Below are 21,345 nucleotides of genomic sequence, written 5' to 3'. Positions count from 1 at the left end.
TACGAGTCGATCAATCCTTTTCTTTCGCTTTGCGAGCGGCTTTGCGTTCGGCACGTTTCTCTTTCCGTTCGGCTTTTCGTTCAGCTCTGTTCTTCTTTCGTTCGGCTTTCCGTTGGGCCCGTTTCTCTTTAAAATCATCTTTAAAGCTCTGAAGCGCATCGGTGAACGTAATGTCGTTATCGAATTTCTGCTCAAACGCCTCTACGTAGGCATTTCGTAAAACGCCGAAAATGGTTGGCCAAATAGGCGTCTTAACGTTGTCGACTGTGCCGGTTAGTGGTACACGGGTAGCCACCTGATCGCGCTTGTGGTTCTCCAGTATTTCGGCGCCCCCCTGTGCCAGCAGTTCGGTAAAGAAACGGCCAACCGTACGATGTTCACCGGGTTCTTTCAACCGAAAGATGGTCATGTCTTTTGTGAGCGGTTTCAGATAGCCATTCAGTTTGCCATCATTCATTGCCATTTCAGAGAAGACGCTCATGGTGCCTTTATCGAAATCGACATTGGCGTAGGGCCGGGCAATCGGATTGAGCTTCACCAACTGCAAATCGGTGAATTTCATGTTGTAGTTGAAATCAGGAATGTCTTTCAGCAGGTACGTGTTGGCGTCGAACCGCATGGTGCCCCCGTAGCCAGGTACGTCGCCTGTGAGCCAGACCGGCGACGGCAGACTACCCGCCTTTTCTTCCACATTTCGGATGTTGCGTAATTCACCGTTAACGTGTTGCAGGGAAAGGTCAGCATTGGCCGCCGCGAATAATTTGAGCAGGTCGATACGCCCGTTGATAACGGCAAACCGGTTAATCTGGATGGGCAGCAGGTCTTTTACAACCTGTGTCCAGTCGGCTCCTTCACCGGTCTGGCGTGTACTTTCGTTACTACTGAACGAAAAATTCAGTTCGGGCTCGTAGCATTCCACCTCCCCAACCAGGCGACCTTTCCAAAGCGACTTCCATTCAACAGAGAGATCTGAACGGGGAATTTCTACGAATGGCTCTTTAACTTTTCCATTTATCTTTTTGATCGTCAGCGCCTTAATCTGGTAAGCTCCCCGCAGCAAAGCGATATCGATGTCTTCGACAAAACCGGTATAGTCGCCCATGTGGGCCAGGGTTTTGTTTACATACCGGAGCACGAAGTAGGGCAGCAGGAGCCGGGCCACCACCACCACTACCAACAGGGCGATAAGAATTTTGACAGATCGTTTCAAAGCGTTGAGCGTATAGTGAGAGGGTAACGAACTATAGCAAAAACGCCCAGAACCGTCTTTTGTTGAGATACATCAGATTTCCTTCATTGGCAAAGGCTTCGCGCTCAAAACAAATGGCCCGGTAGGCGTCATAGTGCGCCAGCCCTCTGGCACGCCAATAGCCATATTCAGCAAAATACCACAAATAGAAAGGCACAATGCCCAGTTCGAGCTGCTGACGCAGGTGGATGCGCTCATGGTTCAGCAACTGCGCCGACGGGTTGGGCCGTTTCACCAGCACAAACGGCCAGATGGTCATTCCGTTGACCCACAACCAGGGCGTGACGAGTATCAATGTACAGTGATCAGTTAGTGGTGAACCGGCAATAGTGAACAATAAATGCAACGACAGGCTTAACAGTAGCATAGCGGTACTGAGCACGCAGCGTTAGTTTTGCTGGCCACCAATTAGTTTTTACGCAGTACCGCTGGGCTAGCGCCTTCTTTGTCTGACCCACATTTAACAAAGTAACCGGGCTGTAAAATTCATTTTCGGGGCATTCAGTTTCCAGTCACGGCCGGTTCAAAAGGCTATTCGTCATGCTCACAACACTACTTATCCTGTTTCTGGCTGGTTACCTGCTCATCACGCTGGAAGACCTGATTCGGGTAAATAAAACAGCCACAGCACTGATCACCGGCGTTCTCTGCTGGACGATTTATGCCCTGGGTGGCCCCGATCATCAGGCTGTCGGGGAGCAACTGGGCCATCACCTGGTCGAGATCGCCGAGATCCTGTTTTTCCTGCTGGGGGCCATGACCATTGTTGAGTTGATCGACGCCCACGAAGGCTTCACGCTGATCACTGACCGCATTGCCAGCCGGAATACCCGCACGTTGCTCTGGATAACCTGCGGCCTTTCGTTCTTTTTATCGGCCCTGCTCGACAACCTCACTACCGCCATCGTGATGGTATCGGTCCTACGCAAACTGGTGCGAGATCCAGCCCAGCGAAAGCTCATGGCGGGCATGACCATCATAGCCTGCAACGCTGGCGGCGCCTGGTCGCCCATTGGCGATGTAACCACTACAATGCTCTGGATTGGCGGGCAAATTACCACCGCCAACATCATCAGGACGCTGCTGCTACCCAGCTTAGTCGCCGTATTGACGCCCCTCCTGGTGCTAACGTTCCGATACCCCGAAGCCAGCACCGCTTTCGTGGTCTCGACCGACGAGGAAGGGGTTAGTCGACCCTATGTAACAAAAATCGCCCGGCGCGACCGGCGCCTGATGCTTTCCATCGGGCTGGGTGGCATGTTGTTTGTCCCCATTTTCAAAACCGTAACCGGCCTGCCGCCCTACATGGGCATGATGCTCGTATTAGGTGCTATCTGGGTAGCCTCCGAAATGATCCACAGCGACAAAGATGAAGCTCACCGTGAGCCCTTGACCCCGGCCTATGCCCTGCAAAACATCGACTCGCCCAGCATCCTGTTTTTCCTCGGCATTTTGCTCGCCGTTGGTTCGCTGGAGGCTACCGGTGGTTTGCGCGCCATGGCAACGTACCTGAACGAGACCGTAGGGAATCTGGACGTGATCGTGCTGCTCATTGGCCTCGTATCGGCAGTGGTCGATAACGTGCCGATTGTGGCCGCTACCATGGGCATGTATGACCTGGCAACGTACCCGGCCGATCACAGACTATGGGAGTTTCTGGCCTATTGTTCGGGCACCGGCGGGAGCATTTTGCTCATCGGTTCGGCGGCGGGGGTGGCTGTTATGGGTATGGAAAAACTCGAGTTCGGCTGGTATCTCCGCCATATCAGCTGGCTGGCCCTGCTGGGCTATCTGGCTGGCGCAGCCACGTACCTGGGGCTGTTGGCCCTACTCGGGTAAACGCTGATCCAGCTTATTCATCGTTCGGTTCCCAGAGCTCGATGATGTTGCCTTCCGGGTCGAGCACATGCACGAACTTGCCATAGTCATACGCCGCAATTTCATCAATGATAGTCACGTTCGCCTTTCTTAATTCGTCAACCAGTGCAGCTATATTTTCCACCCGGTAATTGATCATAAAAGGCTTTGCCGACGGATTGAAATAGGCCGTGTCGTTTGGAAAAGCACACCAGGACGTCGATCCTTTTTTCGACGGGTCATCAGCCTGCCGCCACTCGAACGTCGTCCCGTATTCACTGGTTGTCAGGCCCAGGTTGTTGGCATACCAATCATTCATGCCTTGTGGGTCATTACACTTAAAGAATATGCCACCGAGGCCCGTTACTTTTTTCATTGTCGTCTGGTTTAGTATACCCGGTCAAGATACAGTTCTCACGCCATTTAGCGACGGGACCGGTTTACATTTTCCTTCTGTAAAGCCTTTTTTAGGCTATTCTTCACTCGTTTACTGTGCGCCTTGATCAGACTCCCGCCTATCGGCCCATAGCCGTTCATCCACGTCTCTTTTCCTTTCGTGTAATCGGTTTGGTATGTCGTTACCAGATGTAACGCGCAGGTGCTATTTTTATCTCCTGCCAGTTGGCAACCCACAGTAATGACAAGAAAATCAATGCACATGAAACGAACCTTATGGCTGCTGGCCGCAGGTACGTGCCTGGTTGTTCAGGCGCCTGCCCAGTCGAAAAAAGCGGCAAAGCTATCACCTGCTCAGGCCGTTGTGAAGGCGGGCGCAGCCAGTGCGGCTACGGCTCCGGCAACTACGGCCCGTATTAAATTCACGGAATTCGACCTGCCCAATGGCCTGCACGTGATCCTGCACCAGGACAATAGCACGCCCCTGGTGGCCGTAACCATGATGTATCACGTTGGCTCTAAAAATGAGCAGACAACCCGCACCGGCTTTGCCCACTTCTTTGAACATCTGCTGTTTGAAGGGTCAGACAATATCAAGCGGGGCGAATACATGAAGATCGTCAAGGGAAACGGCGGCCAGTTGAATGCCAACACCAGCCAGGACCGTACGTTCTATTACGAGGTGATGCCTTCGAACAAACTTGAGCTGGGCCTCTACCTGGAATCGGAACGCCTGTTGCACGCCCGTATCGACGAGAAAGGGGTAGAAACGCAACGCGAGGTAGTGAAAGAAGAAAAACGCCAGCGGATCGACAATCAGCCCTATGGCTCCATCTTCACCGAGGTGCTGAAACACGCCTACACGGTCAGTCCTTACCAATGGGCACCCATCGGTTCGCTCGAGCACCTGAACGCCGCAACGATCGACGAGTTCCGGCAGTTTTATAAAGACTTCTATGTACCCAACAACGCCATTCTGTCTATTGCAGGCGACATTGAGCCTGGCCAGGCTAAAGCGTTGGTGACGAAATATTTCGCCGAAATCCCGAAGGGGACAAAGCCAATCTATCGGCCAGCGATCAAGGAACCGGCCCAGACCAAAGAAGTACGCGATACGATCTTCGATAACATTACGCTACCGGCTGTTGTGCAGGCCTATCACATTCCCGGCCAGGGCACGCCCGATTCGTATGCCGTTGAAGTTTTGCAGACGATTCTGGCCGGTGGCGAAAGTTCGCGCATGAACAAAGAGATTGTGGATAAGCAGCAAAAAGCGGTTTTTTCCGCTGCTTTCCCGGTGGCGAATGAAGACGCCGGTCTTTTTCTAACATATGCCGTTGCCAACCAGGGCGTTAAGCCCAACGATCTGGAAACGTCGGTGAACGCCGAGATCGACCGGGTGAAAAAAGACCTGGTGACCGATGCTGAACTAACGAAAGTCAAGAATCAGATCGAAACCAATTTCGTGAGCCAGAACGCCCGCATTTTCGGTATTGCCGAAAACCTGGCCAACTACAAAATGTATTACGGCGACGCGAACCTGATCAACACCGAAATTGACCGTTATAACAAAGTAACCAAGGAAGACCTGCGTCGGGTAGCCAACCAGTACCTCCGCCCCGAAAATCGTGTCGTACTGTATTACCTGCCCAAACCGGCGGAAGGTAAAGACACAGGAAAAGGAAAATAAATAGTGCCAGGATTCAGGTGTCAAGTGCTTCGCTGATCAATTCATTCATTAAGCAGCGAAGCACTTGACACCTGAATCCTGACACCTGACACTTACTACAATGACACTCAAACATACATTCCTGGGTCTTTCCCTGTTTGGCCTGTCGGTCAGCGGCGTCGCCCAGACGCTCGACCGGAGCAAACTACCAGCCGATGCCCCTGCGCCACAGATAAAAATTGGCAAACCCGAAACCTTTACGCTCCCCAATGGGCTGAAGGTATTTGTCGTCGAGAACCACAAACTGCCCCGTGTGGCGGTAAACCTGGTACTCGATACCGAACCGCTGCTGGAAGGCGACAAAGCCGGCGTTAGTGGTTTTGCGGGTCAGCTATTGCGTAACGGCACCAAAACCCGCACGAAAGAGCAGCTCGATGAAGAGATCGACTTCATTGGTGCCGATATCAGCACGTCGCCCAACAACGTGTCGGGCCGCTCGCTGAGCAAAAATGCAGGCAAGCTGTTCGAACTCCTTTCAGACGTGGTACTGAACCCGGCGTTTCCGCAGGCTGAACTGGATAAGTTGAAAAAGCAGACCAAATCAAATCTGGCGTCGCAGAAAGACAACCCGAATGCCATAGCCACTAAGGTTGCCAACATGGTCATGTTCGGGAAGAATCACCCCTACGGCGAGCAGCAGACCGAAGAAACGGTCGATAAGGTGACAATTGCCGATGTGCAATCGTATTACAACACGTATTTCCGCCCCAATATTGGCTATCTGGCCGTAGTGGGCGACATCACGGCGGCCCAGGCGAAGGCGCTGGTCACCAAGGCGTTCGCCAGCTGGCAGCGTGGTACCGTACCTACGCCAACGTACCCGGCCCCCGCCGCCATTGGCAAAACCAAAATCGCGCTGGTCGACCGCCCCTCATCGGTACAGTCTGTGATCAGCGTGGTGTATCCGGTCGTACTGAAGCCGTATTCGCAGGAAACGATTCTGGCCAGTGTAATGAACGACATTCTGGGTGGTTCAGAAGCCCGGCTGTTCAATAACCTGCGCGAAAAACATGGTTACACTTATGGGGCCTATTCGAACCTCTCGGGCGACCGCCTGATTGGACGGTTCCGCGCCAGTGCCAGTGTTCGCAACGCTGTAACCGACAGTTCAGTGGCCGAGATCATGAACGAACTGAAGTCGATCAGCACCATGCCCGTTTCGGCGGCCGAGCTGAAACAGACCAAAAACGCGTTTGGCGGTAACTTCATTTTCACGCTCGAAGACCCGCAAACCGTGGCCAACTTTGCCATCAATACGGCCCGCTACAACCTGCCAACCGATTTTTTCCCCAATTACCTGAAATACGTAGATGCCATCACCGAAGCGGATGTGGCCTCGGCAGGTAAGCAATTTATCCGGCCCGATAACGCGATTATCGTCGTGGTTGGCAAAGCCAGCGAGATTGCCGATAAGCTGAAACGGTTTGGCGACATTGAGTATTTCGATAGCAAAGGCAATCCTGTGGCGGCGCCGCAAGCAGCCAAAGCAGTGCCTGTCGGTATGACCGCCCAGCAGGTTATCGACAAGTACATTGCGGCCATTGGCGGTAAAGAGGCGCTGCTCAAAATTCAGGACATGACGATGCAGATGAGTACGGAAATCCAGGGCAATGCCATGACCATGATCCGTAAATCGAAAGCACCAAACAAATCAGTCATGTCTGCCTCGGCAATGGGGATGGAACTCTTCAAAACAGTTACCGACGGTCAGTCGGTAGCACGAACCATGCGCGGTACCACCTCGAAAGTAGAAGGTAAAGACGCCGATCAGGCGTTGATTCAGGGTGGCCTGTTCCCCGAACTACGCTACACGCAGAACAAGGTCGTCAGCACGCTGGACGGCACTGAAAAAGTTGATGGGAAAGACGCCTTCAAGATCAAAAACACGACTGTCAACGGCCTCGACTGGACTGATTTTTACGATGCAGCTACAGGCCTGAAACTCCAGACCGTCTCGACCGTGAAAGCGCCTCAGGGCGACGTAGTTCAGACAGTCAGTTATGACAACTACAAAGACGTGAATGGAGTGAAGGTGCCTTACACGACCAAAATGCCAATGGGCCCGATGACCCTGACCCTGTCGGTTGATAAGGTGGAGGTCAACAAAGGGCTGGCGGATTCAGAGTTCAGCGTTAACTAAACAAGTAAGAGCAATACACAGAGCCACAGCGTGCACAGAGGGTCTTTCTCTGCGTTCTCTGTGGCTCTGTGTTTATATTCGTTTATGAAGCAACTTCTCCTTTTCTTATTTCCTTTTACTGCTTTTGCCCAGGTATCGCCCGTGCGGGATACACTGCTGACGGCCCGCACCCGAACTGCGCTCACCAACCTGTATTATGGCACCGGGACCGACCGACTTGGCGGCGCCAAACGCGAAACGCTCGATTCGGGTGTGGTACTGCACATCACCGGCCTCACCGATAAGCTCTACCGGGTGCAGCTTGCCCCCAACCAAACCGCCTACGTACCCACCGAACAGGTACGTGCCGACTCAGTCTTTCCGATAATCGACACGAGCAACGTACCCAGGAAATTGCTTCCCGGTCCCAGCCTGTTGACCGGCAACTGGACCGTTTCGGGTGATAGTCTGTACGATTATGTCGCCATTCGCCTGCCCGAACGATTACCTTATCAAAGCCGGCAGGAAGTAGCGCCTGACCGGGTTGTACTCGATATTTTTGGCGCAACGATCAACACCAACTGGATCACCCAGCTCCGGTCGGTGCAAACCATTGAGCGAGTGTGGTTTGAGCAGGTAGCCGACGAGCACATTCGCGTATTTGTGGCCTTACGTGCTCCCAAACGCGGTCCGGCTCATTGGGGATATTCGCTGTATTACCAGAAATCGACACTCCTGCTTCGGCTTCGGAGGCCTCCCTCAGGGCGACGCTTGCGTGGATTGGTCATTGCCGTCGACGCGGGACATGGCGGCAGCAACACAGGCGCCAAAGGCGAAAAGTCGGGGCAACTGGAAAAAAACCTGACGCTCGATGTTGCCCAGCGGCTGGCAACGTACCTGGAACGCGCCGGGGCACGCGTGGTTATGGTACGCACCACAGACACGACACTTGGCACCACAGACCGGATCATGGCCCTGCGTAAATTGATGCCAAACCTGCTTGTCAGCGTTCATTTTAACTCGTCGGGTAGTGCCGCGGTACGGGGCGTAAGCACGTACTACAAACACGTCGGTTTTCGGCCCTGGAGCCAATCCGTCCTGGCCGAGTTACTGGCTCGGCTGCCGGTGTCTGAATTTGGGAACGTGGGGCACTTCAATTTCTTTTTCAGTAGCCCCACCGATTACCCCAATGTGCTGGTAGAAGGTCCGTTTTTAAGCAATGCCCTCGATGAGGCGCTTATTATTGACCCCTCTTTCCGCGATCAGTTGGCCAAACGTATTGCCAAAGGCCTGAGCCGCGTGCGGTGATGACCATTTGCCAGCTACGAAGGCGTCCTGTACGAATTTGCCTGCTAAAAGATTAACTACTCTCGGCTGCCAGGCAACGTTGAGTAACTATTTTCCGTAAATACATAGATGATCAGTAGATTAAGAGGGCATTTGTTTTGACTACACCGGTTAGGTGCCTGCGTGCTTTCAGCCAAAAAAAAATCTGTTGATTTTATCGCCAGAACTGACAAAAACCGGGTCCATATTACGTTCCTTAATCAGCCTATATTACCGCGCCGACCCCATGTTAACCCCATCTGAACAAACCCGTTATCAAAAACACCTGAACCTCTCCGAATGGGGACTAAACGGCCAGCTGATCATCAAAAAATCCCGCGTTCTTGTCGTGGGTGCCGGGGGCCTTGGTTGCCCTGTTTTACTCTACTTAACCGCCGCCGGTGTTGGCAGGATCGGCGTGGTCGATCCCGACGTAGTTGACCTGAGCAATTTGCAGCGGCAGGTGCTTTATACAACCAGCGATATCGGGCAGCCGAAGGCCAAAGCAGCGGTGGCTCACCTACAGCGGCTCAATCCTGACCTGCGCTTCGATACGCACGCACAGGCGCTCGACTCAACCAACGCCCGCGCCTTAATCGACGCCTACGACGTGGTGGTCGACTGCACAGACAATTTCGGGGTGCGTTACCTGGTCAACGACTGGTGTGTAACCCTGAATAAACCCTTCGTTTACGGCGCTATTCACCGCTTCGAGGGGCAGGTTGCCATTTTTAACGCTGAATTGCCCGATGGTCAGCGTGGACCAACTTACCGTTGTGTGTTTCCGGAAAATCCCAGCCAGATGGAGATCCCCAATTGTGCCGAAACGGGCGTCCTGGGTGTGCTACCGGGGGTCATTGGCACCTATCAGGCTACTGAGGTATTGAAACTGCTGACCGGAATAGGCGAGCCGCTTACCGACAAGTTGTTGATGACCGACCTGCTTTCGCATACCAGCCGGACAATACGGATTCGCCGTCGGGCAGAGGCCGCTGAAATGGCCCGGCAGGGTATTGCCGATCGTCAGAAATCGGCGCAGTCAGTGAACGAGGCCCCCAAGAAAATAACTGCCCGTGCCCTGGCCGACCGGCTTGAACAGGGCGAGAATCTATTCCTGCTCGATGTGCGCGAGCGCGAAGAGTATGACCTGTGCCACCTCGACGGGGCCGTACTGATTCCGGTGGGGATGATTGCCGCTACGGCAGCGGCAGATCGGAAGCGGATTCCAACCGACATACCGGTGATTATTTACTGCCACCACGGCATTCGATCGGCCAACGTGGCGAATTACCTGTATACGCAGAGTGGCTACACCAACCTGTATAACCTGGATGGGGGTATCAACGCCTGGGCGCAGCAGATAGAACCCGAAATGGCCACGTATTAGACATCCTGCGCTGTCATTGATGGCCAGGTAATGACGCCAGGCATAATGACAGCGCAGCATAACGTACCTTTGTACGCTTTAGTAGTCGCCATCTCTATGAAAATTCATCAGGCCGAGTTCGTTATCAGTAATACAGATCCAGCAAAATGCCCTAAACCAGACCGGCCGGAATACGCCTTTATTGGGCGGTCCAACGTGGGTAAATCGTCGCTGATCAACCGCCTCGTGCAACGGCCCGACCTGGCTAAGACCTCAGGAAAACCAGGCAAAACCCAGTTGATCAATCATTTTAAAATAAATGATATAAAAGGAGAAACGTCCTGGTTTTTAGTCGATCTACCTGGCTACGGTTTTGCTAAAGTGCCAAAATCGATTCGTGACCAGTTCGCTTCCATCATCACGGGTTACCTAACCAGCCGCTCCAATCTTCAGTGCATTTTCGTGTTGATTGATATGCGGATTCCCCCGCAGAAAATCGACCTTGATTTTATGACCCGCCTGGGGGAAGAGGAACTTCCGTTTGTGATCGTTTTCACCAAAACAGAAAAGCTTAAGTCGGGTGGGCGGCAACTGGCCCTGGACGCTTACCGGGAGGCGATGGCCGCTATTTTCGATACCTTTCCCCACTACTACATAACCTCGGCCGTTACGGGCGAAGGCCGCGAAGACGTCCTCAATTACATTGACGAGCTGAATGGTGAGTGGCTAGTAAACCCAACCACAAAGAAAGCCTGATGCTGAACTGGACAACCAAAGTGAGGCCTCTGGCATCTGCCTGAACAGATAAAGCCTTACCTTTGCCGCTACATATGGAAGCACTAAAAACCATTGCCAATATCTCGGGTTATCCCGGCCTGTACCGGATTGTAAAGCCCGGTCGTTCGGGTGTGATCGTCGAAACCATCGACGCCAAAAAAACCAAAACAATGATGGGCCCTCAGGCTCGCGTATCTGTACTCAACGACATTTCTATGTATGTTGACCGGCCAGATTCTCCCCAGAATGAGCAGTCGGTACCGCTAGGCGACATCCTGATGATGGTGGCTGACACGTTTGGCGACGAGTTGCCGGTAACGTCTAAATCAGACGGCGCTGAACTTGCCGATTTCATGGACCAGGTTCTGCCTGATTATGATCGTGAGCGGGTCCGCGACACTGATATCCGTAAACTCGTTAGCTGGTATACAATTCTCCGTCAGTATGCCCCCGATGCCTTTGAACAATCGGCGGAAGAACCCGTTGCCGAAACAGCGACTAACGAATCGACAGCGGCTGAAGAAGACAAAGCGGCAGAGTAAGTTTTAATCCCGAAGCATTCTTAAAAAGAAGGCCCGAAGTCTACTAGACTTCGGGCCTTCTTTTTAAGAATGCTTCGGCTCTTTTACACCGACAGTATTTTCACCATTCTGAGCAGGTCCTCATTAATTGGCTTGGGTAGCCGGATAGTATCGCGGAAAGGGGTGTAAACGAGTTCATTGTTGATCACGCCCGCCATCACGTTCTTTTCCCCGTTCATGAGGCCCTCGAGCGCTCCCAGTCCCAATCGGCTGGCAAGGATCCGGTCATAGGCCGTTGGAATACCGCCACGCTGAATATGGCCTAAAGTAGTTACACGCATATCCAGATCCTGGCCCGCCATCATCTTACTGATTTTTTCGGCCACCTCCTTGGCGCTGCCTTCTTCTTCGCCTTCAGCCACAACCAGAATCGAGGATGACTTACTGCGGTTGAAGCCCTGCTGGAGAATATTCACCACTTCGGATATCGGTGTTAGCACCTCGGGTACCATAACCAACTCGGCGCCACCAGCAATACCTGACTGGATCGCGATGTAGCCAGAATCGCGGCCCATCACTTCGATGAGGAAGATCCGGTCGTGCGAGTCGGCCGTGTCGCGTATCTTATCAATAGCTTCGAGGGCTGTATTTACGGCCGTATCGAAACCGATTGTATGGTCAGTGCCGTAAAGATCATTGTCGATGGTGCCTGGCGCACCCACCGTTGGAATGCCAAATTCATCGAAGAAGAGGGTAGCGCCAGTAAACGTACCGTTGCCGCCAATGGCGACGAGGCCTTCGATACCAAACTTCTGCAACTGGTCATAGGCTTTCTTCCGACCTTCGGGGGTCATGAACTCCTTGCTGCGTGCCGATTTCAGAATAGTGCCACCCCGCTGAACAATGTTGCTCACCGAATGTGACGTCATCTGAAATATGTCACCATTGATCATTCCATTATACCCCCGGCGGATGCCAAATACTTCAAGACCGTGGTAGACCGCCCCGCGTACAACCGCCCGAATACAGGCGTTCATACCCGGCGCATCACCCCCGGAGGTAAACACAGCAATACGTTTCATTCGTCAATCAATTTTTTCGTCAACAACAACTGGTAGGGATCAGGCTCGCAACAGAACCACGCAAAATTACCCGCATTTTCAGATTTAAAGCCATCTAACCATGAATTAAAGGTTATCAAACCGCTTTTTCCATAAAACGACCAATTTGCTCCCGTTATCCCTCAAGTAGGGATGTGCCCTCTGTTCGCGCCCGGAAAGCGGCGACTGGAGGCGTACACCATAAAAAAACCGCACCTTCCGGTACGGTCTGTACTTATAAGCCGCCAGCCAGCACTACAGTAGATCTGGCTGATATACTTTTACGGTTCCGTCGCCCTCGCTACTCACAATCAGCAGACTACGCCTGGTTGGGCTATTGGCAGCAGCAACAAAGTGGACACCCTCGGGCGCATCACCAGTAGGCAATAACTGCTTAAACTGTGGATTGGCCGGATCACTCAAGTCATAAATAGCAATGGCATCGGCCCGTTCCAGAGCTAAAAACGCAATTGGACGACCATTGATCGTGCCGATGGTCACGCCTTCAGGTTCTATTCCCTTGTCGTCTGAACGAGTATCATCATACAGGCCAGCGGCAATAACTTTTTCTTCGAGCGTTTTACCAGAAAAATAAATGCGCTGCCCTGTTACACTATTAAAAATGCTAAAGCCGCGCCCACCAAAGCCGTACAGCACATCATAATCACCGTCGTTGTCTGTGTCACCCAGGCTTTTGGTCACGACCATCCGCCCCAGGTTCGCTGCCTCTTTCAGAGCCGCTCCGTTTGGGAAGGCAACCGGGTCGAGCGCGAGGGTGCTGATTCGTGCCTCCTCGTTGTACCCACCATAGGCGCGTGTATCGCCCTCGTCGGCAGTGAGTAAGTAACTGCCTCCGTTTGCCTCGAAATGGGCAATGGCATCGGGCAGATAAAACGTTTTGATGGGCCAGCTGGCCAGTGCAATTTTGTTGTCCCGATCGCTGGGATCAATGGCATTAATGGTCAGGCTGACGTCTTTGATACCCAGGGGCCAGAGACGCACTATGCTTCCTGATACCAGATCAACCTCGGCAATGGCGTTGCTTTCCTGCAAGGTCACCCACGCTTTTCGCGAATCGGGCGAGATCGCCACGTATTCGGGTTCCACATCCTGTGCCAGGGTCGCTTTAGGCCCAAACAGACGGAAACCACCGGCCAGCAGTGTCGTTTTCTGCGCATCGAACGCCTCAAACGTCAACGTCTTTACGCTATAGTTGTTGGTCACATCGATGATCGACACCGACCCAACCGGATCAACGGTGTAGGCGTCGTTCGGCTCTCCTTCATCAGCCGTTACGATGTATTTACCGTCAGGGCTATACGTGACCATGTCGGGCAGAGCGCCGACAGGAACCGTTTTCACAACGGCCAGTGTACGGGTATCAACGACCACGACGCTGCCATTGGCCTGCTTATTGGTTGCCTCCAGGGCGATAGCCAGCTTACCGTTGCTAACCGCGACGCTATTGGCTACACCACCCAGGGCAGATACATCAATAGCCGTGCGCTTTACCAGTCCGTTTGCCGTTGAATATTCCAGCACCTCCACTTTAGGCGCCGCTTCATTATTGACCGTAAAGATGCGCTGACTCAGCGGATCATACGTTGAAATCTCGGAGGCGGCTGTACCGCCGAAATCCTGTGAGGCTATCTCACGAAACAAACTAACATTTTCAGCTAATGGCGCAAGGCCACCTTCGCGGTGATCGCAGGAAGCCATTAGTAGTAAGGCGATCCCACCGGCTAAAAAGTAACGGGACTGTTGCATGAAACGTTGATTAAGGTAGACGTTGATACAAAGGTTAAAACCAAATTAAACACGTGGGCCGTGTTCATAATTTGATAACAATCCAACAGATCAACTATCTATCAGTCAATAGTTTACATACCAAACAAAAAATAATCAGCAGGCAGTATTACCTTACTGTTTCCCCGAATTTTCGCGGCAGCTAACGTCACTTCATCATCGTCGCATAAACCGCAGGCTGCGCTGACGAGGCCCGTCGGTGAGTCGAAGAATGTACAGGCCAACAGGCAGATCGCCAACGGGCAGGTCAAGCGAAAATAGACCGTTCGACAACCGGTTCAGCCTGAATCCGGTCTTCTCCATATGGCCGGCGGCACTGTATATGTCGACGCTCACCTGAGTGGCCCCCGGCTGTAAATAACGAATGAGCAGCGTCGTTAGCACCGGGTTGGGATACGCTACAAACGTGCTGTCGTCTATACCAAAGGTGAGCAGCGAATCGGCAACGCTCGTACCTACCCAGGTTGAGCGGCGTATGATCTTATCAGCGGACCAGCCTATACACTGCTGCTGATTGACCCGCAGCTGATACGTACCTGGCTCTCTGACCAGCAGGCTGGAACTGGTAGCATTGTCGAGCAATTGTTTATCTCTGTACCACTGGTACTTGTAGTCTGTCTCAGCAGGCGCTTGCAGGCTCAGGCTTGCTCCTACAGGCAGCTGAATGACCTCGTCTGCGGGTACTACCATGATAGTGTTCACCGTACTCGCCTGAACGTTTACCGCCGGTGAACGCCCCACGCAGCCGTTCTGAATGGCCTGCGCCTGATACGTACCTGGCTGATTCGCCTGGAAGATAGAGCCAGCTACTCCCGGTACGGTAAGGCCGTCGCGCAGCCAGCTAAGCGTTGCTCCGTAGCTCACGGTCGCCGCTAACTTAACCGCTACCTGGTCTGGGCAGATAAACTGGTTAGGTGAGCTGGGCGTCAATTGCACGTTTGGGCTGAACAGCCTGACTTTAACCGGTGTAGACAAGCCGGTACACCCGTTGCGGTCTGTGTACCGAAGTGTATACGCCCCGGCCTCCTGAATCGGGCATTCCGGCGTGTTCGCTTCCAGGATCAGTATACCATCGCGCAGCCATTCATACCGCACCCCTGGCAAATCATCTGACTTCAGCGTGAGCACACTACCAGCACAAATAGTTGTATCTGACCTAGCTAGTAACCCCACGGTTGGCAGCGTGCACTTTGTGTGCCGTCTGCCGCTGACGATCACCGTAAACGGTTGATTAACGGTCTGTAAACTGGCCTTATGACCAACACGGATGGTATACGTCTGACCAGCCACTGGCTTGGCAATGTAAATCTGTTCCACATTGTCCCGGCTATTATCGGCCCGCGTGGCTGCACTGGCTGGCTGCGCCGGGTTCAGCACAAAGGGCAATACGGTCTGGCTCCCGGCAATCACACGCAGATCCAGATCATGGACCAGCTTGGGTGTCCGGTTATTGAGCGACGACGGCAGCAATGGACTCACCGTGCCTTCGGGGTCTGTCCAGCAGAGCGTAACAATCAGCGGCTCGTTCCCCTGCGCAACCACAGATGTTGTCCAGGTCTGGTTTTGGGTTAATGCCGCCTCACTGATCAAGTGCGCCTGATTCGCGTTTTGTAGTACATCGGCGGCGGCTTCGGTATTCAATAACCCCCAACCCTGGCGATAATCGGGCCCGGTATCGGGGTTTAGCCGGTCGGCCGTGTGAATGGCCAGTCCTTTCACGGTAGCAGACCGGAGAAATTTTCCGTTTGTCTGTCGGGCGTATAATTCCTGAATGAGCAACAATGACCCGGCCACATTGGCAGCGGCCATCGACGTACCTGTATTGGTCCCGTAGGCAGTTACGCCATCGGCCAGTGTTGAAAAAACGCCCGTTCCAACGCCTAACAGATCTGGCTTTATCCGGCCATCATCGGTAGGTCCCCAGCCGCTATAAGGAGACACGAGCAGTCGGGTTGGATCATTGTCACTATCGAGCGATACTTCTGCCGCTCCTACTGTCAGCACGTTTTTAGCCGTGGCTTCGCCCGGAATCACGTCATAACTGTCGTTGCGGCTGCGGGGGAGCGTACTCTTCTGATCCGTATTATTTAAAAAGTAAGGCGTATTGGCCGAAGGCCCGGTTTCGGCCCGTTTATTATCGGCCGACCGAACCATCAGCAACGAAGGATTCGCATAGAGCAGCTTATCAATATCACGCGCTTTGGTGCTGTAGAAACCAAACAGGTAATCTTCGGTGGTGCTGACCGTGGTGTTTCCCCACCATTCCCATTTCAGATTGGGGTCTACGCCGGGTCGTTCCAGGTTTTGCACCCAGCCCGACAGTGGGCCATAGGCATGTACCGAAATTAACAGGTTAGGCGCAGCGGTCGTCAGCTCAGCTATATCATTGGCGTAGTCCCAGACCGACAGTGATGCCCCATAGGCCATGCCCCGTGCCTCTGGCGTAATACCTGCGGCAATGAGTGTCCCTGCCATGTGTGTGGCATGATTGCTTAGCGCCGTTCCGGCGTTGCGGAAACTTATCCGGCCGCCAAACTCACGATGTTCGGCCAGTACGCGTCCACCGTCCCAGAGCCCTAGTTTGCCCGAAACAAACTGAGTGCCACCATTCAGAAATAAACCCGTGACGTTCTGCCCATACAACGACTGGGTACGTGTGCCTTGCGCTGCCTCGGTGTTGTGTAGGCCGTAAACAATCGGATGACCGGTATTATCCGTGCCCAGATCAAGAGTAGCTCGATGGCTGGCATACGTTTTGCTGACCCGATCTGCCAGCGGCCTGCTTCCGCCAGCGGGTATCGTTGGCAAAGCAGGCCGCCGGTGAGGCATAATGCGCTTTACAGGAGCAGGAGAGGCAGGCTGTGCGTGCACGAACCCTGCACTTAAACTGCTCACTATAAATACATTAACCAAACTCCTGATCAGGACATGGGTACGTTTTTTCGGTTCAGACCATGTACTACTGATAGCAATCAAGAGAAAGAGAGACGTTTAGTACTTAAGCACTGCTTTTACCGCCGCTGCCTGGGTGGTATCGGTCAATACTTGTACAAAAAACGTACCGGTTGGCAAGCCCGTCAGGTCGAGCGTGGCCGAACACCGGGTTAGTATACGGCTCATGGGCACTTGCTGCTGCAACACGCCCCGGGCATCGAACAGCCGAACCGTTGGGTCAGGCCCGGAATCAGGTGCCGCTACCTCAACCGTCAGCTGGCCCTGCGTTGGGTTCGGATAAACCTTCAGGCTGGCCTGGAATGGCGGTTCAACGGCCAATATAGCCACGTACAATTCTTCAGAAATACCGTCACCACAACCGTTCACATTCGCCCGCACCGAATAACGCCCGGTCTGAGGCACCGCGAATGTTTGTCCGGTGGCTCCCTGCACGGGTACCCCATTCTGCAACCACTGATTTCCCCCTGCTGAACTCGACGTCAGCAAAAGGCCGGACTGAACGATCGTAGGCAATTGTGGCTGAACAATCGATACGCTCACCGTCGATGACGAAACGGGCGCACAACTACTCCCGACCTGCACGGCATACTGACCGCTGGTACCCGCTGCATACGTCTGGCTGGTCGCGCCGGCAATTGCCTGTCCGTTCAGCAGCCACTGGTAAGTCAACGTCTCGCCCGCCGTGGCCGTCGTTGACGTTGACCGGAGCGTTATGGCTCCCCCCTGGCATGCTGTTGTACTGCTGAGGGTCGCGATAGAAGCCGTTGGCGACGGGCGGGTCGACACGTTTACAACAGTACGCTGGGCTACCGGACAGTCCAACGGGCGCAACTGCATGTCATACAGGTAATACCAGGCCGTTTTTAAGGTATCCTGGCCGGTACCCGAATCAAACAGGGAGCCTTTGCTGGTGGCCAGGATATCACCGTTCTGCGCGCGTAGCGTATACGGAAATGCAAAGCTCGAGCCAGAGCCAGCCGTTACGGAGTTGCTTCGAAAGATGGTAACGCCTTCTTCGTATTCAATCGAAATCTTGTAATCGCCCGGCGTGGGAATCGAGAGGTTTACCGGATAAACGGCCCCCGCATCGTTCGGGTCATCGAGTTGTTGGCCACTGGCGTTGGTTTGCGAGGCAGGCAATGTACGCGTAGCCTGCACATCGATAGTGGCACTCGACACCACCGTTTCGTCAAACTTACGTACCTGGAAAGTCAGGCGCCCAGCAGCTCCGGTATAAATTCTGGCCCGGTCGATGCGCAACGGGACGCGTGTCGAGATCAGCGGTTGTGGGCCGAAGTTGCCGTAGTAGCTGCCGCCCTGGAAATCAGTTTTTGCGGCCGGGCCAAGGCGCCCCCCAAACTCGTTGGTGGTCACATAGTAGACCGATCGGGCGGGAGCCGATGTCTGCGTGCCCACCGCCAGCAACGTACCTGAAACAGGCGTGTCGTACCACAACGGTATGGTATTGGTGCCGGTACTCCGCAGGGTTACCGTTGGGTCGCTGCCGCAGGCGGCGGCCGAAAACGTACCCGCCAGGGTACCGGCGCTGATCGTTCGGCTGGTAGCCAGCCGGTTGTTGGTCGTGTCCTGATCACCCGCAAGACCGATCGTAGCTACAAGCTGATAGGTTTGCCCTACAGCCAGCGACACAGAAGCCGGCAGATCGAACGAAACGAGCGCATCATGATAAGCGCGTAACACCCCTACCGTGCTGGTCAGCGACGCCACTGGCTGGCTGGCAGCGCTGGTGATTTGCAGAGCAACCGGCAGGTTACGCTGGTCACTCCCACCGGTGTTACGTACCCGAACCGAAACGGCCTGGGTAGTAACGCAGAAGGTTGACGTACTTTCCACAAACGATGCCACCGACACATCTGTTTGTGGCGGCACAACGCGCAGCAGATATTCCTGCGTTTCCCCGTTCCCGTAACTGCCACAGGGTTGTACTGCATTGGCGTCTGTGGTTTCAACAGCTATAATCCGCAGACGAACCAACGTACCTGCCGTGACGCTGGACGGAGCTGTTAGGGTTGAGATAAACGTACCTGGCCCGTTCAATACCGACGAGGTAGCCAGCAGTTCACCGGCATCAGTAAACGTTCCGTTGGCATTCCAATCGGCATAGGCCTTAACAACAACCGCTTTGGCCGCCCCGCACGTACCGGTAGTCACCGTGATGGGCACGGGCTGACTTGGCTGTACCTCCGTAACGGCCGTAGTGCTCATGAAGTCGCTGTAAGTTGTGCATCCTTCAGAACCGGCCTGATTGATACCGGCAAACTGAACGCGGGCAATTTTACTATCTGCCGACGAGCTGGCCGCCGACGCACAATAGGCCGTTCCACCGGCCCCACTGACGAGCAACGCGTAGGCCTGCCCCCCAGCGCCGGTAAGCGTTCCTTTGTGGCTGATGGTCAGCGTGTAGGTACGTCCCGGAACAGGATTCGCTATGTATACCTGCTCAACGTTATCCCGAATATTGTCGCCGGGCCTGGCCGCCTGAGCGGGATTTTCAGGGTCAAGCGTCCACGGAAGTGCTGTTGTTTGTCCGTCATTTATCCGGGCGTCCAGGTCATTGACCAGCTTAGGGGTTCGATTATTGAACCGGGCCGCACCGGTACCGGTTGTGGCAGCGGCTTCGGGGTCACTCCAGCAGATAGTAGCTACCAGCGGACCACGCCCCGAAGCAACCATAGTGACGGAATAGGCATCTCCCTGCGTTAGTGTTCGTTCTTCGAGGATATTGCTTTTATCGGCATTTTGAATCACGCGGGCTGCCCGTTCTATGTTCAACAGCCCCCACCCATTTTGATAGTCGGGACCAGCAGTCGTACCTGCTTCGTTGGCCGTATGAATCACCAGCCCTTTCAACGTGGCCGCCCGCATCAGTTTTCCCGGATTTAGTTGTCCGTAATACTCCTGTAGCAGCAGCACCGATCCCGACACGTTTGGCGACGACATGGACGTTCCACTTAACGCCCCATAGGCAAATGAGGTCGATGAGGCCGTTGAGATCACGTTCACACCAACCCCCGAGATATCCGGTTTGATCCGGCCATCGTCGGTTGGTCCCCAACTACTGAACGATGCCAGACTAACATCTGACGGACGCAGGTAACCATTCGTAATGTTTGCGATAGCCCCTACCGACAGAATATTTTTGGCCGTGCCGTAGGTAGTGATCTGATCATATCCGTTTTGCACGTCGCGGGGTGTCGTACTCAGCCGGTTGTTGTGCTGAACCAGGTAATAGCCCTGCCCGGCAGTAGGCCCGCCAGCCGCATGGTCGTTACCTGCCGACTTCACGATCAGGTAATAAGGCGATGCGTTGGCAATACGGTCCCACGATCGGGCATTGTCATCGTACAAACCAAATTTATAATCCTGCGTAGCATTCACCGTTGTATCACCCCACCATTCCCATTTGTTGGTGGTAGTACGGCTACTATTGAATCGCCAGCCTGCAATACTACCGTAGGAATGGTTCGAGACCAGTAGCCCTTCCGCAGCCGTGGTCATCTCGCTTACATCGTTACTGAAGTCCCACGCCCGTAGACTGGCGCCGTACGCCATTCCCCTCGCCAGCGGATTGATGCCAGCGGCAATCATCGTTCCCGACACGTGGGTAGCGTGATAGACGTCGTCGTTCTCGCGGTTGGTATTCGATGGGTTATCCTGTTGAATGATGCGGTTCACCAGCTCGGGGTGGCTGGCATATACCTGACCGCCATCCCATACGCCTAACCGATTTCGTACTGCCTCACTACTCCCGTTCAGAGTAACGCCAAGACTACCGCCTGCATACAGGCTATTGGTCCTGGTTGTATTGGCCGAACGGGCATTGAAATAAACCATATCGTACAGCAGATTGCCCGTCTGTTCATCAACGCCGCGCAACCGACGAATAAGGCCCTCACCAGCAGGCTCTTCCACGCCCCGACCTTGCTTTTGAGCAATCAGCACCGCCTTCTGGAAATTGGCCGACTGTTCGAGCGCTACTGTTTTCTGGAGTACCTGAAGCTGGTTCTTCTGCGCCAGGCTGTATTGAGGAAGTGGTTGAGCCAGTGCAGTTCCAGTCAATAAAAGGGACAGCCCGACAAGTCGGTAAAAAATGGGCATACGTTGTTCAATGAAGAGAATTCGT

At 53.8% G+C, this 21,345-nt stretch carries 14 protein-coding genes; 7 read left to right on the top strand and 7 right to left on the bottom strand.

The annotated features are described in order from the left end of the window. Positions 1-10 precede the first annotated feature (10 nt). Positions 11-1,210 (bottom strand): DUF748 domain-containing protein, encoded by a 1,200-nt coding sequence (locus ACAW75_RS17710; RefSeq protein ID WP_370730082.1) that lies wholly within the window; start codon positions 1,208-1,210, stop codon positions 11-13. A gap of 31 nt (positions 1,211-1,241) precedes the next feature. Next, on the bottom strand, positions 1,242-1,616 hold the full coding sequence (locus tag ACAW75_RS17705) for a hypothetical protein (protein WP_370730081.1): 375 nt from the start codon (positions 1,614-1,616) through the stop codon (positions 1,242-1,244). Between the two features lie 173 nt (positions 1,617-1,789). On the opposite strand from ACAW75_RS17705, the gene nhaD reads away from it, so the two are divergent. After that, on the top strand, positions 1,790-3,088 hold the full coding sequence (nhaD, locus tag ACAW75_RS17700) for a sodium:proton antiporter NhaD (protein ID WP_370730080.1): 1,299 nt from the start codon (positions 1,790-1,792) through the stop codon (positions 3,086-3,088). A 13-nt stretch (positions 3,089-3,101) separates the two neighbouring features. Here the strand turns inward: nhaD and ACAW75_RS17695 are convergent, their stop codons facing one another. Continuing rightward, positions 3,102-3,482, bottom strand: a complete 381-nt coding sequence (locus ACAW75_RS17695) for a VOC family protein (RefSeq protein ID WP_370730079.1) — start codon at positions 3,480-3,482, stop codon at positions 3,102-3,104. Between the two features lie 282 nt (positions 3,483-3,764). Here ACAW75_RS17695 and ACAW75_RS17690 point away from each other — a divergent pair, with 282 nt between their 5' ends. The 6 genes from ACAW75_RS17690 to ACAW75_RS17665 all read left to right on the top strand — a co-directional run bounded on the left by ACAW75_RS17690 (position 3,765) and on the right by ACAW75_RS17665 (position 11,361). Beyond that, entirely contained in the window at positions 3,765-5,192 is a 1,428-nt protein-coding gene (locus tag ACAW75_RS17690; protein ID WP_370730078.1) for a M16 family metallopeptidase, read from the top strand. A gap of 100 nt (positions 5,193-5,292) precedes the next feature. Continuing rightward, on the top strand, positions 5,293-7,371 hold the full coding sequence (locus ACAW75_RS17685) for an insulinase family protein (RefSeq protein ID WP_370730077.1): 2,079 nt from the start codon (positions 5,293-5,295) through the stop codon (positions 7,369-7,371). An 84-nt stretch (positions 7,372-7,455) separates the two neighbouring features. After that, positions 7,456-8,658: an N-acetylmuramoyl-L-alanine amidase family protein gene (locus ACAW75_RS17680; protein WP_370730076.1), complete on the top strand. Its 1,203-nt coding sequence runs from the start codon at positions 7,456-7,458 to the stop codon at positions 8,656-8,658. Between the two features lie 265 nt (positions 8,659-8,923). Continuing rightward, positions 8,924-10,063: a molybdopterin-synthase adenylyltransferase MoeB gene (gene moeB / locus ACAW75_RS17675; RefSeq protein WP_370730075.1), complete on the top strand. Its 1,140-nt coding sequence runs from the start codon at positions 8,924-8,926 to the stop codon at positions 10,061-10,063. A gap of 96 nt (positions 10,064-10,159) precedes the next feature. After that, the gene (gene yihA, locus ACAW75_RS17670) at positions 10,160-10,798 is read left to right on the top strand and encodes a ribosome biogenesis GTP-binding protein YihA/YsxC (RefSeq protein WP_370730074.1); all 639 of its coding nucleotides are present in this window, start codon (positions 10,160-10,162) and stop codon (positions 10,796-10,798) included. A gap of 74 nt (positions 10,799-10,872) precedes the next feature. Continuing rightward, the gene (locus tag ACAW75_RS17665; RefSeq protein ID WP_370730073.1) at positions 10,873-11,361 is read left to right on the top strand and encodes a DUF5606 family protein; all 489 of its coding nucleotides are present in this window, start codon (positions 10,873-10,875) and stop codon (positions 11,359-11,361) included. Positions 11,362-11,444: 83 nt separating this feature from the next. Here ACAW75_RS17665 and pfkA read toward each other — a convergent pair whose 3' ends face one another. The 4 genes from pfkA to ACAW75_RS17645 form a co-directional block, all read right to left on the bottom strand. Further along, a complete protein-coding gene (pfkA, locus tag ACAW75_RS17660; RefSeq protein WP_370730072.1) occupies positions 11,445-12,422 on the bottom strand; it encodes a 6-phosphofructokinase in 978 nt (325 codons plus the stop codon). Positions 12,423-12,695: 273 nt separating this feature from the next. Continuing rightward, on the bottom strand, positions 12,696-14,207 hold the full coding sequence (locus ACAW75_RS17655; protein ID WP_370730071.1) for a choice-of-anchor I family protein: 1,512 nt from the start codon (positions 14,205-14,207) through the stop codon (positions 12,696-12,698). Positions 14,208-14,402: 195 nt separating this feature from the next. Then, positions 14,403-17,054, bottom strand: coding sequence for a S8 family peptidase (locus ACAW75_RS17650; RefSeq protein ID WP_370730070.1), 2,652 nt, complete (start codon positions 17,052-17,054; stop codon positions 14,403-14,405). Between the two features lie 183 nt (positions 17,055-17,237). Then, positions 17,238-21,320, bottom strand: a complete 4,083-nt coding sequence (locus ACAW75_RS17645; RefSeq protein WP_370730069.1) for a S8 family serine peptidase — start codon at positions 21,318-21,320, stop codon at positions 17,238-17,240. Positions 21,321-21,345 lie beyond the last annotated feature (25 nt).

Source organism: Fibrella arboris, from assembly GCF_041321095.1.
In the GTDB taxonomy this organism is placed as follows: Bacteria; Bacteroidota; Bacteroidia; order Cytophagales; family Spirosomataceae; genus Fibrella; species Fibrella arboris.
This window is presented reverse-complemented; position numbering and strand designations above follow the sequence as displayed.

Excerpts from the sequence above, each read along its gene's own strand:
- ACAW75_RS17705 (WP_370730081.1), bottom strand. The coding sequence starts at position 1,616 with ATGCTACTGTTAAGCCTGTCGTTGCATTTATTGTTCACTATTGCCGGT.
- nhaD (WP_370730080.1), top strand. The coding sequence starts at position 1,790 with ATGCTCACAACACTACTTATCCTGTTTCTGGCTGGTTACCTGCTCATC.
- ACAW75_RS17695 (WP_370730079.1), bottom strand. The coding sequence starts at position 3,482 with ATGAAAAAAGTAACGGGCCTCGGTGGCATATTCTTTAAGTGTAATGAC.
- ACAW75_RS17690 (WP_370730078.1), top strand. The coding sequence starts at position 3,765 with ATGAAACGAACCTTATGGCTGCTGGCCGCAGGTACGTGCCTGGTTGTT.
- ACAW75_RS17685 (WP_370730077.1), top strand. The coding sequence starts at position 5,293 with ATGACACTCAAACATACATTCCTGGGTCTTTCCCTGTTTGGCCTGTCG.
- ACAW75_RS17680 (WP_370730076.1), top strand. The coding sequence starts at position 7,456 with ATGAAGCAACTTCTCCTTTTCTTATTTCCTTTTACTGCTTTTGCCCAG.
- moeB (WP_370730075.1), top strand. The coding sequence starts at position 8,924 with ATGTTAACCCCATCTGAACAAACCCGTTATCAAAAACACCTGAACCTC.
- yihA (WP_370730074.1), top strand. The coding sequence starts at position 10,160 with ATGAAAATTCATCAGGCCGAGTTCGTTATCAGTAATACAGATCCAGCA.
- ACAW75_RS17665 (WP_370730073.1), top strand. The coding sequence starts at position 10,873 with ATGGAAGCACTAAAAACCATTGCCAATATCTCGGGTTATCCCGGCCTG.
- pfkA (WP_370730072.1), bottom strand. The coding sequence starts at position 12,422 with ATGAAACGTATTGCTGTGTTTACCTCCGGGGGTGATGCGCCGGGTATG.
- ACAW75_RS17655 (WP_370730071.1), bottom strand. The coding sequence starts at position 14,207 with ATGCAACAGTCCCGTTACTTTTTAGCCGGTGGGATCGCCTTACTACTA.
- ACAW75_RS17645 (WP_370730069.1), bottom strand. The coding sequence starts at position 21,320 with ATGCCCATTTTTTACCGACTTGTCGGGCTGTCCCTTTTATTGACTGGA.